Source organism: Lunatimonas lonarensis, assembly GCF_000390185.1.
GTDB classification, from domain to species: domain Bacteria; phylum Bacteroidota; class Bacteroidia; order Cytophagales; family Cyclobacteriaceae; genus Lunatimonas; species Lunatimonas lonarensis.
The window spans coordinates 14,083-27,997 of the sequence record NZ_AQHR01000073.1 but is presented as its reverse complement, the minus strand read 5'-3'; the positions used below and the strand labels follow the sequence as shown (position 1 = coordinate 27,997).

The following is a 13,915-nucleotide window of genomic DNA, read 5'->3' as shown; positions in this document are numbered from 1 at the left end:
ATGGAGGTTAAAGCGCTTAACAATCTTTTTGGTAATCTGGATATTTACCTGTTGGATCAAATCCTAAAGGGGCGCTTCGAAAGGCAGATGAAGATCCTGGATGCCGGTTGTGGAGAGGGAAGGAATGCTACTTTTTTTATTCGTTCGGGTTTTCAGGTTTTTGGCATCGACCAGGATGCGCTAGCTATTCAGATGTTGAGGATGCATGCAAGGTCTTTGGATCCGGCCCACGATGTATTGCGCTTTCAGGTGGGGAAAGTGGAGGAGCTTTTTTTTCACAAAGGGGCATTTGATGCCATAATTTCGAGTGCTGTTTTACATTTTGCTCGAGACGAAGCCCATTTTGATGCAATGTGGTCGGAGATGATGAGGGTGTTGAAGCCAGGTGGATTTCTGTGGCTGCGTACCTGTACAGATGCCGGTGGTATCCTTGGTCTGGCCGAGGAGCTCGGAAATGGAAGGTTTAGACTACCCGATGGTAGTGAACGTTTTGTGTTAAGCGAGATGCATCTGCAGCGGCTAATGACGCGATGGGGCCTGAGGTACCTAGAGTCCCCTAAATCTGTGTTGGTCCATCGTCAGCGTTCGATGGGGGTTTTCCTTTTAGGGAAGGGTTGAGATCAACGTAAAAGGCGTCAATTACTTGGTAAGCCAAGGGAAATGGTCGCGAATAGACTATCTTTGTGCGCTGTTAACGATTGAGCGATGGATCTACAATATGCCCTGGAGTTGATAGGGGTGTTCTTCTTTGCGATTTCCGGTGCGTTGGCTATTCAGGACAAGGGGCATGACTGGTTTGGTGCCGGATTTACGGCGTTTGTAACAGCGATCGGCGGGGGTAGCCTTCGGGATATGCTCTTGGGAGCTTATCCGTTGGTTTGGATTGGCAACGTTGCATTTTTATATGCCATCTTTGCCGGCATTTTGTTTACTTTCCTTTTTTACCGTTTTTTGGCAAAGCTTAGGAAGACCCTGTTTTTGTTTGATACATTAGGAATAGGATTCTTTACCATTTTGGGAGTGGAGAAAACCCTAAGTTTGGGATTTAGCTTAGAAGTCGCAGCGATTATGGGGATGTTTTCTGCGGTAATGGGAGGCGTGATCCGTGACACCTTGACCAACGAGATTCCCATTCTGTTTCGTAAGGAAGTCTATGCATCCGCTTGTTTGGCAGGTGCGGTGTTGTATTTGGTGTGTTCCCATTATGGACTATCGAGGGATATCAACTTGCTTTTATCCATCACCGCCATCATTGTCATTCGGCTAGTTGCTGTCAAATATAAGCTAAGTCTGCCCGTTTGGGGCAGTAGGTAATGGCTTGCCAAGACATTTGCCTTTCGTAAAGAAGAAAGTGGTCTAAATAAACGTTGCGGAGTATCTAGCTTAATCACATATACACAACAAAACAATTTGATATGGACGTAAGGATTTTTGATTCAATAGAAGAACTAGACAAAGAAGTTGCGAGGTTAATCATCGGGGCAGTTAAAGAAAACCCCAGTGTGGTATTGGGCCTATCTACTGGCAACTCACCTGTAGGAGTGTATAAAAACCTGATTGCCGACCATCAACAAAATGGGACTCCTTACGGGCAGGTCACGACCTTTAATCTCGATGAGTATGCAGGTTTGGATGGAGAAAGCCCACAGAGCTACCGGTATTTTATGAATGAACAGTTGTTTGATCACCTGGATATCGACAAGGCAAAAACCCATGTGCCTTCCGGAATAGGGGACTTAGAGGAGAATTGCAGGGAGTATGAGCAAAAGATCCAAGCAGCAGGAGGTATCTCCATTCAGTTGATAGGCATTGGTACCAATGGCCATATCGCCTTTAATGAACCGGGTACCCCCTTTGATAGCCTTACGCACGTGGCTGAGTTGAGCCAGGCAACGATCGACTCCAACGCTAAGTACTTTCCATCTCCAGATGATATACCGCTGCGGGCAGTTTCTATGGGTATCCAATCCATTATGAATGCCCATACCGTATATATGGTGGCTTTTGGAAAAAGCAAAGCAAAAGCGATAAAGGAAATGATCGAAGGGCCTGTTACTACTGCGCTGCCGGCCTCAGTTTTACAGCGGCATCCGTCTGTGTATGTGTTTTTGGATCGAGAGGCAGCATCCCTACTTTCATCCTGAGGCGGCCAAGGGAAAGGATTGGCGATACTATCCGATTAGGTTTCTCAGATAGATGGTAAAGGCCAATCCTTCCCCTACTTTGCTGGCAATTTCGATCTTCCCATCGTTGGCTCTTATCTGTTCCCGGACGAGATAAAGCCCCATCCCTTTGCCTTCTACATGGTTGTGAAAGCGTTGGTACAAGCCAAAAAGTCTGTCTCCATACCGATCTAAATCTAGGCCTATTCCATTGTCTTTGTAGTGGATGACACAGTAGTCGCCTTCTTTATAGGTACTTATCCAGACTTCCGGGATTCTGGTAGGGTGTTTGTACTTGACCGAATTGGTCAAAAAATTCATAAAAAAGTTTTCCAGATGGGCATACACGTAATTCATCTCGCCCAGCCTCGAAAAATCTTTGTGGATCTTGATGCCCGATTCTTTGAGCTGGTTAAATAGACTTTTCTCGATGTTGTTCAGTAGTAAGTGGAAGTTAATGGGTTCTACCTTGGGGATTTTTTGTTTTTTGATAGACACTACTTCAATCAAGTCCTGAAGCGTGGCGTTTAACAGACTGGTGGAGACCTTGAGGTTTTCGATCACTTCGGGGTTTTCAGGATCAGAAGGATCTTTTTCGTTGTAGAGATCCAATAGTAGCGAGATATTGACAATGGGTGCTCTTAGGTTATGGGAGACAATGTAGGCAAACCTTAACAGTTCTTCGTTGTGGGACTCCAGGTCTTTTATCAGGATCTCCCTTTCTGCTTCAAGTTTTTTAGCATTGGAGATGTTCTGATGCACCAGTAAAATATGATCTATTTCCTCCTGCTCGTTTCGCAAGGGCACCGCGTTGCTTAGGTAATGATTGTTCCAAAGAACGGTTTCGTACGTGACCATTTCACCTTTCAATACCCTTTCCAGGTTTTCGCGGGCTATTTCACGACTTTCCGCAGGAATAAGATCCAGATGAGAACTGCCAATAAGGGAAGAAGGCTCAATTAACAGTTCTAAGTACTCGGTGCCTTCGGTATAGATATAGTCAAACTTACTGTCTAACACATCGATCGTACCCCTTGGAAAATTCTCGGCAATACGTCGATAAAGTTGCCTGCTTTCGAACAAAGCCTGCTGATGGAGGGCATGGTGTAAAACAGGCCTGCTTTCGACCAAAGAAAACAGTAAATTGTAATAGCTTGGCCCGGCATCCGTTCGGATTACGCTTCCCTCTACCTGCACAGACAATAGTTTCTCCTTGCTTTGATAGGGGATAACCCGCTTCTCACCTTTTTCGATCGCTTCAACCAGCGTATCCATTAGGGGTTTTGGTGCCAACGGAAATAGCTTCTCCAGACACTCCTCCAACGGTGAGGAGGTTTCGTCTTGGAAGATACCCTTTAGCTTTTCTGAAATATAGACGCATTGGGCGGACTTCCCAGCCTCTTTTTTGATGGTTAACAATGCACTTATAAAATCAACCGAAACTGATCCTTCCATGGATTTTTTGCCGAAAATATAGCCCGCAAGAAAAAACTTTCGATGAACAGCATCGAATTTTACAAAGATAACTGAAAAATATTTTATCCAAGTGCCGTTTACATCCTATTATTCGTTGTTTGAATTTTTTTACAAAAAATGGGTTTAGGAATTTTTTCGCCCACTCCCTCAACAGCTTACAGTTGTTTTTTCAGGACAAACGTGATTCGGAGATTTTCCGGTGGCTCTTCTTCATTTCCGCTACCCCGGAGCAAATCCAAGGTGATTACCCGGCCTTCTTCTGACCGAAACAACTTGGTAATATCTGCCAGTTCCCAAAAATAGGCAGGGACTTTATTGATGGCAATGATTTCATCAAACAGCTGGATCCCCTGCCGATCGGCAGGGGAATTCTCACGGACCTGGCTCACATAAAAGCGTTTGTCTTCGGCAGAGGAAACCCGTACCATGAGTCCACTCATGTCGTAGTCAAATTCATCGCTGAACTTGGCACCCTTTTTCAACAATAGCCGCTCCCTGGGATAGTCGAAGATAATCTTGATCCGGTTTAGCAGCTCAGCACCCAAACTGCCCTGCCTTCCTGTTTCCACGATGACATCCGAAAATTCCGTTTGGTCCGGGTAGGAAGTTATCACCCCCCGGAATTTGAGTCCCTGTATATCTATCCTTCTCACTCGCCCTACAAGACCAAAGAGATCACCTCCTAAGGAACGGCCCAGGTCTGTTTCAAGGGTCATGGGAGGGAGTACGATTTGTTCGGTTGTTTCCCTATTCAGCAAAAGCCCATGGTTCGCACCCGTATCTATCAGCAATTTGGCAGTCATTTCAGGGCCTGCAATTTGCCTTATGGTCGTATTGATGTAGGGCTTATTGCCAATGAGTTCCATTGGCATAGACCGAAACCCCAATGGTTTCCACCTGAGTGCGCTGGTTCGGTAGAAACTGACTTCGGCGTTGTCATAATCTATTTTCACCGGGTTGTTTTTGAAGAATTCGTGGCCGATTACCCCATAAATGGGAATACCTATCACCTTTTCCAGCTCAAGAAAATCTTCGTCCAATACCAACGCTGCCTGATAAATTCCTTCTATTTGCCCTAAATCGAAATGGTTGTTGGGAGAGACGGAAGCACTGAGTACAGTCTGCCCATCGGCACCTACGAGGTTTAGTTTTCGCGTGTACTCCATGCCAAGCTCGTCGGCGATCGTCTTACTGAAAAAGATATTGGACTTCACCCCCGTATCAAACAGGAAATTGATTGCCTCTCCACCGTTTACCGAAACAGGCATGATGACTAGGCTGTTGGAATCTATGAAAGGAATTTTTATCCTCCTGGACTCCTTTTTCATATAAAACCCTGGTACCTGACCCGAAACGATGGAAGATGCAACACAAAAAATTAGGGTGAGTAAAACATTTCTCCGAAAGAGCATAGAATATTGCATGTTCTTAAATGACTGGTTAAGATAAAAAATAATTCTGGATTGCAGCAGCCTGTGGTATAATCTTTAATCAAATGTTGGCTTATAAACTGTTATTTGGTGAAATTGTTGATTTTATGAAGCCATTACCAAAATAAATGGCCTGCCACAGCATTCGCCTCAGCCATAAAAACGACGATAATGGAATAGACCGGTTGAACTGCCTGCATGCATAGGATTCGGTTTGGATTTGATAAAATCTAAAAAAAGACGCATATTTATTTTTCAGAATCAAACACCATGGCAGATAAGTCACTTATAGAAAAAGCAAAAAAAATATTCGAAAATTATTTGCTCCGACAAGGAAGCAGGAAGACCCCGGAGCGTTTTTCCGTCATTGACGAGTTGTATGCGCTTCCCCAAGACGAACACATCGATGTGGAAGGGCTCTTCTTACTGATGCGAAACAAGGGATATACCATCAGCCGGGCGACCATTTACAACACATTGGACCTTCTGGTGGAGTGTGGTCTTGCGGTAAAACACCAGTTTAAGGACAAGGTGGCGCTGTACGAACAAGCCCTTACCTACAAGCACCACGACCACTATGTATGCAATCAATGCCGTAAAATAAAGGAGTTTTCCGACGAGCGGATCAATCTGATAAAAGATGCGATTGGCATAGAGTTCGAGTCTGCCATTACGAGTCATTCCCTGGTTCTTTATGGTGACTGTAAGGTCACCGATTGTGAGAACCTACACCTTACTATTTGATTTGTCAGCGGCATTTGTTGCCGAAAACACCCGCCGGTAAATGGGTCGACGGAAAAGGAATTGAAGGTAAAGGATCGGATAGAGAAGAGGGGTCAGTACACGAAAGCGTCCGGAATAAGCGATTTCGTCCAGAATTTCAGACCGTCCCTCGCCGATTCGGACAATACGGTGGCGGTGTCTCCACTTTCCAAGGAAAAAGGGTAGCTTAATGCCTTCATCCACGAAGAAGTATTCATCTTCGGTCGTTCCTGCCTCTGTAATTTTGCTCGTCCAAATCTGTCTGAACAAAATCAAGTTCAATTCAAGGGTCACCAGATCGCCGACCTCTGAACCATCAAACCGGAGTAGTTTCACAGGAGGAAATGGAGGGCTCAACGTAGACAATAGGTCGGCGTTGAACCCTTTTTTTACATCTAAGTAATACTGGTCAACCAAGGTGGAGATACGAAACTTCATCATAAGTGATTAACCAGTAAAAGCGGTACTTAGTTTAGTCGCTTAAAGTAGCGAAACAATTCGGAGTCTGATGAAATGATCAGGCTTGTATTTTCATCCAGGGATTTTTCAAAAGCCTCCATGCTCCGTAGGAATCGATACAAATCGATGGATTGACGGTTGCGGTTGTACACCTCGGCATAGATTTCAGATGCCTCGGCATCGGCCCTACCTCGGATCTCCTCGGCTTTTTGGAAGGCTTCCGATTGAATTTGCGCAAGGTCTCTTTCTTTGTTGCCTTCGATTACGCGAGCCTCACCTTGTCCCTCAGAGCGGAACTGATCTGCAATTCGGTTACGTTCGGAAATCATTCGGTCATAAACACGATCGCGAACTTCATCTACGTAGTTCATACGTTTGAACCGAAAATCCAGGATGCGAACGCCCAGATCAAGGCACCGTTGATTGGCTTTTTCCAACACGATTTTTTCAATGGCCGCTCTCCCAACTTCAATATCCTCCAATATCTCGATGTCTTCCATGAAGTCTTCCGTTACCTCTGGATCCCGATTGGAAGATCGTACCAAATCCAACAGATCGTGGCTGGCTATTGCGTTTCTGGTTTCGCCATCCAAGATGTCGTCCAGTCTGGATTGGGCAGAGCGTTCATCGCGTAATCGGATAAAAAACTGCAATGGATTGGTTATTTGCCACCTCGCATAGGTATCTACAAAGATGAATTTTTTGTCTTTTGTGGGCACTTGGTTTTTGTCTCCGTCCCATTCAAGGTAGCGTTTGTCAAAAAACTGGACTTTTTGAATGAAAGGAACCTTGAAGTTCATTCCAGGATTGGTACGCTGTTCGCCAACAGGCTTGCCAAACTGCGTTACGATGGCCTGCTGGGTTTCATCCAATATGAATACGGTGTCATTAATGGAAAACAGCAATAGGGCACCGACCACCAAGTAAGTTATCAATCGATTGTTCATGGGTTCAGTTTTTTAGGTTCTCCATTGAGGTTTAATAGGGGCAGGACATTGCTGCCTTTCTCGTCGGTAATGATTTTGTTTTGTAATTTTGGCAGCACACGCTCTATTGTCTCCAAGTAAATACGTTGTTTGGTGACCTCTGGAGCTTTGATGTAGGCTTCGTATACTGAATTGAATCGGTTGGCTTCCCCCCTGGCGCGGTTGACCCGGTTCAAGGCATAGGCTTCGGCGAGCTGAACGGTTTCAGTAGCCTCCCCTCTGGCCCGGGGTATCACGCGGTTGTATTCCGCTTCTGCTTGGTTTATCAGAGTTTCCCGCTCCTGCTGGGCTTCGTTCACTGCATTGAACGATGGCTTCACCGTCTCCGGAGGATTTACATCCTGGAGCACCACTTGGTCTATTCGGATGCCGTTTTCATATTCGTCGCACATGCTTTGCAGCAGGACTTCTACGCTCGATGCGATTTCTTGACGCCCAACAGTGAGCACTTCGTTGACAGTACGGTCTCCGACGATCTTGCGCATGGCCGCTTCGGACATGTCTCGCAGGGTTTTCTCTGCATTTCTGACTCGGAACAAAAACTTGTACGAGTCAACGATCCGGTACTGGATTACCCATTCCACATCGGTGAGGTTCAGATCCCCGGTCAGCATCATGCTTTCTTCCGAATAGGCGGTTTTGGAGTACTCTGAACGCTGGGCTGCCGAAGAGGTTCGAAAGCCAAACTCCTGCTTCAACTGGCGCTGTACAGGGATTTTGTACATGCGTTCCATAAACGGAATGATAAATGCTAGCCCCGGCTGAACGGTGCGATTATACTGCCCAAGTTGGATGACAACGCCCTCCTCCTCCGGCCCCACTGTTTTAACAGAAGTGGCGAGGATCACCAAAAGGATAATACCTCCTATGATTTTCACGAGGTACTTTTTTATCCAATCGGGATTGATATTTATTTCGTATTGTTCTTGTGACATGGGATATTTTTTTTCCTGAGACGTTTGATTAGTGGGTAAAGTTACAAAGACTAGTGCCTATTTCAACCTGAAAGCCTGATTTACACGCTGCACATAGAACGGGATGCAGGCAAACTCGAATGAAAGGCGGCTAAACTACGAGGATTAAGGTGATAAAAAGAATGATCCAAACGAAATCCATGAATTTCCAGTAAACCGAAAAAAGGGTAAATTTCATTCGGTTGTAGGGGTTTGAGAATAGCAATAAATGTTTGATTGCATCCTTTTCGCATGCCTTCAGTTGCATTAGGAGAATCAGGGCATAAATCATCGCACCCACCAGATGAACCAGGTGAATACCGCTGAGTACGTACACAAAGCTTCCCGAGGGCAGACCGACAAAGGGAAGCCCCATGGCAGTCAGTTCCCGCCAGCCGACTAATTGCAGCCCGGAAAATGCCAGTCCGAGCAGTACCGTTTCCGATACAGCCGATTTCAGTTTTTCCAGATCAGAGGCGTTGAAATGGGGCAATATTTTGTTGGCGGAATAGCCGCTCCAAATGAGAAGAAAAGAACTCGCTACAAACGTTTTGGGAAGGCTGAGGAGACCGTTAAACGAGAAAGTTGCCTGAGAACCCAAAAAAGCTATCAGTAAGAATAAAAAGATAATGCCCGAGCCAAACATGCCCAAATACACCAGTGTCTGGTAGGGGTGCATGTTTTCCACGCGGGTAAACCAATGTTCTTTTTCCTTGGTGCTCATTCTTTTTTTTTGAATAAACAAATTGGAAAGACGATGGTTCAACAGGCTTGGCAGAAGTTAGGAATTACCGGAATTCTGCACGGTGACTTGGCATAGTAGGAGATCGCAAAAGATGGGTTCCCGTATTCGCCAGTAATTTTCTAACTTGCGGGCGATTTTAATACCGTATCAAAACGGATTGAACTTGGAGAGAAGTGAGTTTTTGAGGCTATATAGTCAGGATCCTATCCTACGAAGTGTGGCGGATAAGGTAGCACGTCATACCGACGGCCCCTTCCGATTAAAAGGGCTGTCTGGGAGTGCGGATATGTTGACTATTTATTCCCTGTCTGAGCTGTTGGGTGGATTCCATATTATTGTCGCCCACGATCAGGAGGAGGCGGCGTATCTGCACGGGGATCTGGAGGTGCTCAATACCGTTCAGGGTTTGCTTTATTTCCCGGCTACGGCAAAAAAGCCCTATCAGCACGAAGAGGTAGATAACGCCAATGTACTGATGAGAGCAGAGGTGCTTAGCGCGCTGCTATCGGCCAACCTAACCAGTGCCGTGATGGTGACCTATCCGGAGGCGCTTTATGAAAAGGTAGTAAACAAGAAAAGCCTCAAGGAAAGTACCTTTTCAGTGCAGGTTGGAGAAGCGGTAGATGTGCCCTTTTTGGAGGAGCTTCTCCATACCTATGGATTTGAAAAGACTGATTTTGTCTACGAGGCAGGCCAGTTTGCCATTCGTGGAGGGATTATCGACGTTTTTTCCTTTGCATTTGACCTCCCTTACCGCCTAGAATTTTTCGGAAGGGAAATAGAGAGCATCCGTACATTTGACCCGGACAGCCAACTCTCCCAGGATTCGCTGACCGAGATATCGATTGTTCCAAACATACAGACCGTTTTCACAGAGGAAACCCGTCAGTCGGTCGTCGACTTTTTTCCCTCCAACACGATAATTTGGTGTAAGGATAGCACACATACCCTTGACCAAATGGACCGGCTGTACCAGGCAGCAGAAGACAGGTACCTTGGTGACACAGGCAAGGGTGATTCCGGAAAATCCCTTTTGATGCCGCCCGAAAGGCTGTTCGAGAATGGACAGACATTCTTGGGTAGGATCGCTTCACTCAAAACGGTGGAATTTGGCAGCCTTGGCACGAAGGCCACCGGGGAATGGTTTCAGTTTGATACTAAGCCCCAACCGGCGTTCAACAAAAATTTTGATCTGCTGGTTGCCAACCTTCAGGAGAACGAACGGCGGGGTCTGGTCAATATCATCTGTTCGGATAGTGAAAAGCAGATAGAGCGGCTAAAGAATATTTTTGGGGAGTTGGATCCCACACTTCGGGTGGAGTCCCTGTTGCTGAGTTTGCGTGGAGGGTTTGTAGATGAGTCACTTAAGCTTGCCTGCTACACAGATCACGAGATATTTGAACGCTTTCACCGATACAAAAGCAAGAAGCGGTCCAGCAAATTGAAATCCCTGACATTAAAAGAGCTCAAAAGCCTACATCCAGGCGATTTTGTTGTCCACGTCGACTACGGCGTCGGAAGGTTTGCCGGACTGGAACGAGTAGACGTGAACGGGAAATTTCAAGAGGCCATTCGCTTGGTGTTTCGGGATGATGATCTGCTTTACATAAATATCCACTCCCTTCACAAGATTTCAAAATACTCAGGTCAAGAGGGCACGCAGCCTGCCATGTCCAAATTGGGGTCACCGGAATGGGAAAACAAGAAAAAGCGTGTAAAAAGCAAGGTTAAAGATATTGCAAAGGACTTGATAGCCTTGTATGCCAAACGTACGCATGCCAAGGGGCATTCGTTTAGCGGGGATAGTGTGCTACAAGTTGAACTGGAAAGTTCTTTCATATATGAGGATACCCCCGATCAGGCCACAGCTACCGCAGACGTGAAACGCGATATGGAAAAGAGCTATCCAATGGATCGACTGGTCTGCGGCGACGTGGGGTTTGGAAAAACGGAGGTAGCGATCCGGGCCGCATTTAAGGCCGTCAACGACCGAAAACAAGTGGCGGTCTTGGTACCAACAACCATATTGGCAATGCAGCATTACCATACGTTTAAGGAACGGTTGGCGCAGTTTCCGGTAGAAGTTGACTATATCAATCGATTTAGGACAGCAAAGGAAATCAAAGAGATTATAAAAAGAGTGAACAGTGGGGAGATAGACATTTTGATCGGAACCCACAGGATAGTGAACAAAGACATCAATTTCAAGAATCTTGGCTTGTTGGTAATCGACGAAGAGCAAAAGTTTGGGGTTAAGGTCAAGGACCAGCTTAAGCAACTCAGGGTCAACGTAGATGTACTCACTCTCACGGCGACCCCTATTCCGAGAACACTTCATTTTTCGTTGATGGGTGCAAGGGATCTATCCGTTATCGCCACGCCGCCACCCAACAGACAGCCGGTAACTACGGAAATATATACCTTTCAGGAGGAAATCATCCGGGATGCCATTGTAAATGAGCTCCGGCGAAATGGCCAGGTTTTCTTTGTCCACAACCGTGTGGGCGAGATTGATTCCATCGCCAATCTAATCCTCAAATTGGTCCCGGATGCTAGGGTGGTAGGTGCCCATGGACAGATGGACGGCAAACAGCTGGAAAAGATCATGGTAGCTTTTATCGAGGGGGAGTACGACGTGTTGATTTCAACCAATATTATTGAATCCGGGCTGGACATCCCCAATGCCAATACCATCATCATCAATAGAGCCCACATGTTTGGTGTCAGCGACTTGCATCAGATGCGCGGGCGGGTGGGGCGTAGCAATAAAAAGGCCTATTGCTACCTGCTTACGCCTCCCACGGCAGTTCTCACGCCGGAATCCCGCAAGCGGCTGGCGGCGTTGGAGGAATTTTCCGACTTGGGAGATGGGTTCAAAGTAGCTATGCGGGATTTGGACATTCGGGGAGCGGGGAACTTGTTGGGTGCAGAGCAAAGTGGATTTATCAGTGATCTGGGTTTTGAGATGTACCATAAAATCCTTGAAGAAGCTGTACAGGAGCTGAAGGAGAATGAATTTGCGGCACTGTTTGAGGTGGACTTAAAGGAAAAAGTGCAGGTACTGGTGCGGGATTGTGTGATCGAGACGGATTTGGAGCTACTGATTCCGGACAGCTACGTGAGCAATATTTCCGAAAGATTGAGCCTTTACTCGAAATTGGACAATGTGAAAAATGAAGAGGAGCTGGGCAAATTGGAGTTCGAGCTGAATGATCGTTTTGGGCCATTGCCTGCCACCGTGGTAACGTTAATGGAAACGGTACGGCTCAGGTGGGTAGCCGAACGGCTAGGTTTTGAGAAACTTGTGCTTAAAAACGAACAAATGAAGTGCCACTTTGTTTCCTCAGAACGAGAGGATTACTATCGGTCGCCTTTGTTCGGGAATATTCTGAAAAAAGTGCAGGCATTTGGGAAAAATGGTAAAATAAAAGAGCACAAAAACCGTTTGATTCTCATCATTGCCCACATAAAGACCGTTGAAAAGGCCAAGGAGGCATTGATTTTGTTGCAGGACTCATAAATTTATCCCAGCAGTTTAATGCGTTTCATGACGGTTTTGTTGAATGTTCTCGTTCCAAAAGTGAAGCAAGTCCAATTTGTGGGCCTATCCATTGTAAAAGTTTATTGCTTAAATATATTATAGATCATATATTAGCGTTTTATTGTAGGTGCAAACAAACTATTTTCGTATGAAATTAGGTGAAGGATTTTATTCATTGGCAGCGGCTCTTGGGCTTTCGTTGTCGGTGCTATTTTTTTATGGTTGTAGCAGTCAGTCCAATAGGAGGACAGCGAGTAGTCCAGGAAAGGTGAGCGCGTCAACCGGTGCGGTCTACAGTTTCAATAATGACGACACGACTAAATTTCAGGTGTTTAAACTGCCCAAAGAGGTGGTGGGTCCCAGGCTAAAGTTCATTCAGGGCGGCCGGGCGGTTTTGGGATCTCAGGAACAGGATATCATGGGCTTTCGAGACAACATAGAAAGAACAGTAACCGTTGCTTCCTTCTACATGGATGAGACAGAGGTCACCAACGTGGATTACAAGGAATTTTTGTTCAATATGAAATCCCGTGTGAGTGCTGATTCTGTCCTCAAGCTCCAGCCAAATGACAGGGTATGGGATGGCTTGTTGTCCTACAACGACGTATATGCCACCTACTACTTCAATTATCCCGGCTTTAACTTTTATCCGGTGGCGGGCGTGAGTTGGACTCAAGCCAATGTATATGCCCGTTGGAGGACTATCTACGTAAACGAGTTGAGTAGAGAACAAAACAAGCTTGACTCCGCTTTGTCGCAAAGTCAGTTGATAGAGCGGGGCGCGGTATTTCCTGACTATAGGCTTCCCAACGAAGCGGAATGGGAATATGCGGCGAAGGCGATGATCGGTACCCAATACATGGATGAAAACCAAGAAAATGGACGAATCTATCCATGGGACGGCAGAGGCCCAAGGAACCCATACAATATCAAACGGAAGTCAAGACAAGGAGATTTTCTTGCGAACTTCAAGCGAGGTAGGGGTGACTATGCAGGTATAGCGGGATCCATTTCCAATGACGGGGATATCATTCCAACCAACGTGTACAACTATCCTGCGAATGATTTTGGTCTATATAACATGGCTGGTAACATGAACGAATGGGTGCAGGATGTATACCGACCCCTATCGTTTCAGGACTTCGATGACCTAAATCCGCTTCGTAAAGATGGCGTCTTCGATGATGCAAGCAATTACAATACGACGATGATCAGTGATGAATTCAGAGTCTATAAGGGTGGATCATGGAGAGATGTAGCTTATTGGTTATCCCCCGGGGCAAGAAGATTCCTTCACCAGGATTCGGCTACCAACCATATTGGATTTAGGTGCGCCATGATTGCCGTGGGTGGCAGAGATAGATAATTAGGAGGTATTGAATACCCTTATTACAAACCGTA

12 protein-coding genes are annotated in these 13,915 nt (G+C 46.0%); 6 read left to right on the top strand and 6 right to left on the bottom strand.

What is annotated here, in order from left to right:
* The 3 genes from ADIS_RS12045 to nagB all read left to right on the top strand — a co-directional run bounded on the left by ADIS_RS12045 (nt 1) and on the right by nagB (nt 2,144).
* A complete protein-coding gene (locus ADIS_RS12045; RefSeq protein WP_010854800.1) occupies nt 1-618 on the top strand; it encodes a class I SAM-dependent methyltransferase in 618 nt (205 codons plus the stop codon).
* Nucleotides 619-705: 87 nt separating this feature from the next.
* Entirely contained in the window at nt 706-1,314 is a 609-nt protein-coding gene (locus tag ADIS_RS12040) for a trimeric intracellular cation channel family protein (RefSeq protein WP_010854799.1), read from the top strand.
* Between the two features lie 101 nt (nt 1,315-1,415).
* On the top strand, nt 1,416-2,144 hold the full coding sequence (gene nagB, locus ADIS_RS12035; protein ID WP_010854798.1) for a glucosamine-6-phosphate deaminase: 729 nt from the start codon (nt 1,416-1,418) through the stop codon (nt 2,142-2,144).
* Between the two features lie 27 nt (nt 2,145-2,171).
* Here nagB and ADIS_RS12030 read toward each other — a convergent pair whose 3' ends face one another.
* Both ADIS_RS12030 and ADIS_RS12025 read right to left on the bottom strand, forming a co-directional pair.
* A complete protein-coding gene (locus tag ADIS_RS12030; protein WP_010854797.1) occupies nt 2,172-3,617 on the bottom strand; it encodes a sensor histidine kinase in 1,446 nt (481 codons plus the stop codon).
* Nucleotides 3,618-3,793: 176 nt separating this feature from the next.
* Nucleotides 3,794-4,966 (bottom strand): aspartyl protease family protein, encoded by a 1,173-nt coding sequence (locus ADIS_RS12025; RefSeq protein ID WP_238325427.1) that lies wholly within the window; start codon nt 4,964-4,966, stop codon nt 3,794-3,796.
* Between the two features lie 372 nt (nt 4,967-5,338).
* On the opposite strand from ADIS_RS12025, the gene ADIS_RS12020 reads away from it, so the two are divergent.
* Nucleotides 5,339-5,812, top strand: a complete 474-nt coding sequence (locus ADIS_RS12020) for a Fur family transcriptional regulator (protein WP_010854795.1) — start codon at nt 5,339-5,341, stop codon at nt 5,810-5,812.
* On the opposite strand, the gene ADIS_RS12015 is transcribed toward ADIS_RS12020, so the two are convergent.
* From ADIS_RS12015 to ADIS_RS12000, 4 genes are all read right to left on the bottom strand, one after another.
* Nucleotides 5,795-6,268: an SRPBCC family protein gene (locus ADIS_RS12015; protein WP_010854794.1), complete on the bottom strand. Its 474-nt coding sequence runs from the start codon at nt 6,266-6,268 to the stop codon at nt 5,795-5,797. The genes ADIS_RS12020 and ADIS_RS12015 overlap by 18 nt on opposite strands.
* Nucleotides 6,269-6,297: 29 nt before the next feature.
* On the bottom strand, nt 6,298-7,236 hold the full coding sequence (gene hflC / locus ADIS_RS12010) for a protease modulator HflC (protein WP_010854793.1): 939 nt from the start codon (nt 7,234-7,236) through the stop codon (nt 6,298-6,300).
* Nucleotides 7,233-8,210, bottom strand: coding sequence for an FtsH protease activity modulator HflK (hflK, locus tag ADIS_RS12005; protein ID WP_010854792.1), 978 nt, complete (start codon nt 8,208-8,210; stop codon nt 7,233-7,235). The genes hflC and hflK overlap by 4 nt, the downstream gene beginning before the upstream one ends.
* A 130-nt stretch (nt 8,211-8,340) precedes the next feature.
* Nucleotides 8,341-8,952 (bottom strand): cytochrome c oxidase subunit 3, encoded by a 612-nt coding sequence (locus ADIS_RS12000; protein WP_010854791.1) that lies wholly within the window; start codon nt 8,950-8,952, stop codon nt 8,341-8,343.
* 184 nt (nt 8,953-9,136) lie between these two features.
* Here ADIS_RS12000 and mfd point away from each other — a divergent pair, with 184 nt between their 5' ends.
* On the top strand, nt 9,137-12,493 hold the full coding sequence (gene mfd, locus ADIS_RS11995) for a transcription-repair coupling factor (RefSeq protein ID WP_035805813.1): 3,357 nt from the start codon (nt 9,137-9,139) through the stop codon (nt 12,491-12,493).
* A gap of 169 nt (nt 12,494-12,662) precedes the next feature.
* Entirely contained in the window at nt 12,663-13,880 is a 1,218-nt protein-coding gene (gldJ, locus tag ADIS_RS11990; protein WP_010854789.1) for a gliding motility lipoprotein GldJ, read from the top strand.
* Nucleotides 13,881-13,915: the final 35 nt, after the last annotated feature.

Bases quoted from the DNA above. Each gene is read 5' to 3' on its own strand.
- ADIS_RS12020 (WP_010854795.1), top strand. From the start codon at position 5,339: ATGGCAGATAAGTCACTTATAGAAAAAGCAAAAAAAATATTCGAAAAT.
- ADIS_RS12000 (WP_010854791.1), bottom strand. From the start codon at position 8,952: ATGAGCACCAAGGAAAAAGAACATTGGTTTACCCGCGTGGAAAACATG.
- nagB (WP_010854798.1), top strand. From the start codon at position 1,416: ATGGACGTAAGGATTTTTGATTCAATAGAAGAACTAGACAAAGAAGTT.
- ADIS_RS12025 (WP_238325427.1), bottom strand. From the start codon at position 4,966: ATGAAAAAGGAGTCCAGGAGGATAAAAATTCCTTTCATAGATTCCAAC.
- gldJ (WP_010854789.1), top strand. From the start codon at position 12,663: ATGAAATTAGGTGAAGGATTTTATTCATTGGCAGCGGCTCTTGGGCTT.
- hflK (WP_010854792.1), bottom strand. From the start codon at position 8,210: ATGTCACAAGAACAATACGAAATAAATATCAATCCCGATTGGATAAAA.
- ADIS_RS12030 (WP_010854797.1), bottom strand. From the start codon at position 3,617: ATGGAAGGATCAGTTTCGGTTGATTTTATAAGTGCATTGTTAACCATC.
- ADIS_RS12015 (WP_010854794.1), bottom strand. From the start codon at position 6,268: ATGAAGTTTCGTATCTCCACCTTGGTTGACCAGTATTACTTAGATGTA.
- hflC (WP_010854793.1), bottom strand. From the start codon at position 7,236: ATGAACAATCGATTGATAACTTACTTGGTGGTCGGTGCCCTATTGCTG.
- ADIS_RS12040 (WP_010854799.1), top strand. From the start codon at position 706: ATGGATCTACAATATGCCCTGGAGTTGATAGGGGTGTTCTTCTTTGCG.
- ADIS_RS12045 (WP_010854800.1), top strand. From the start codon at position 1: ATGGAGGTTAAAGCGCTTAACAATCTTTTTGGTAATCTGGATATTTAC.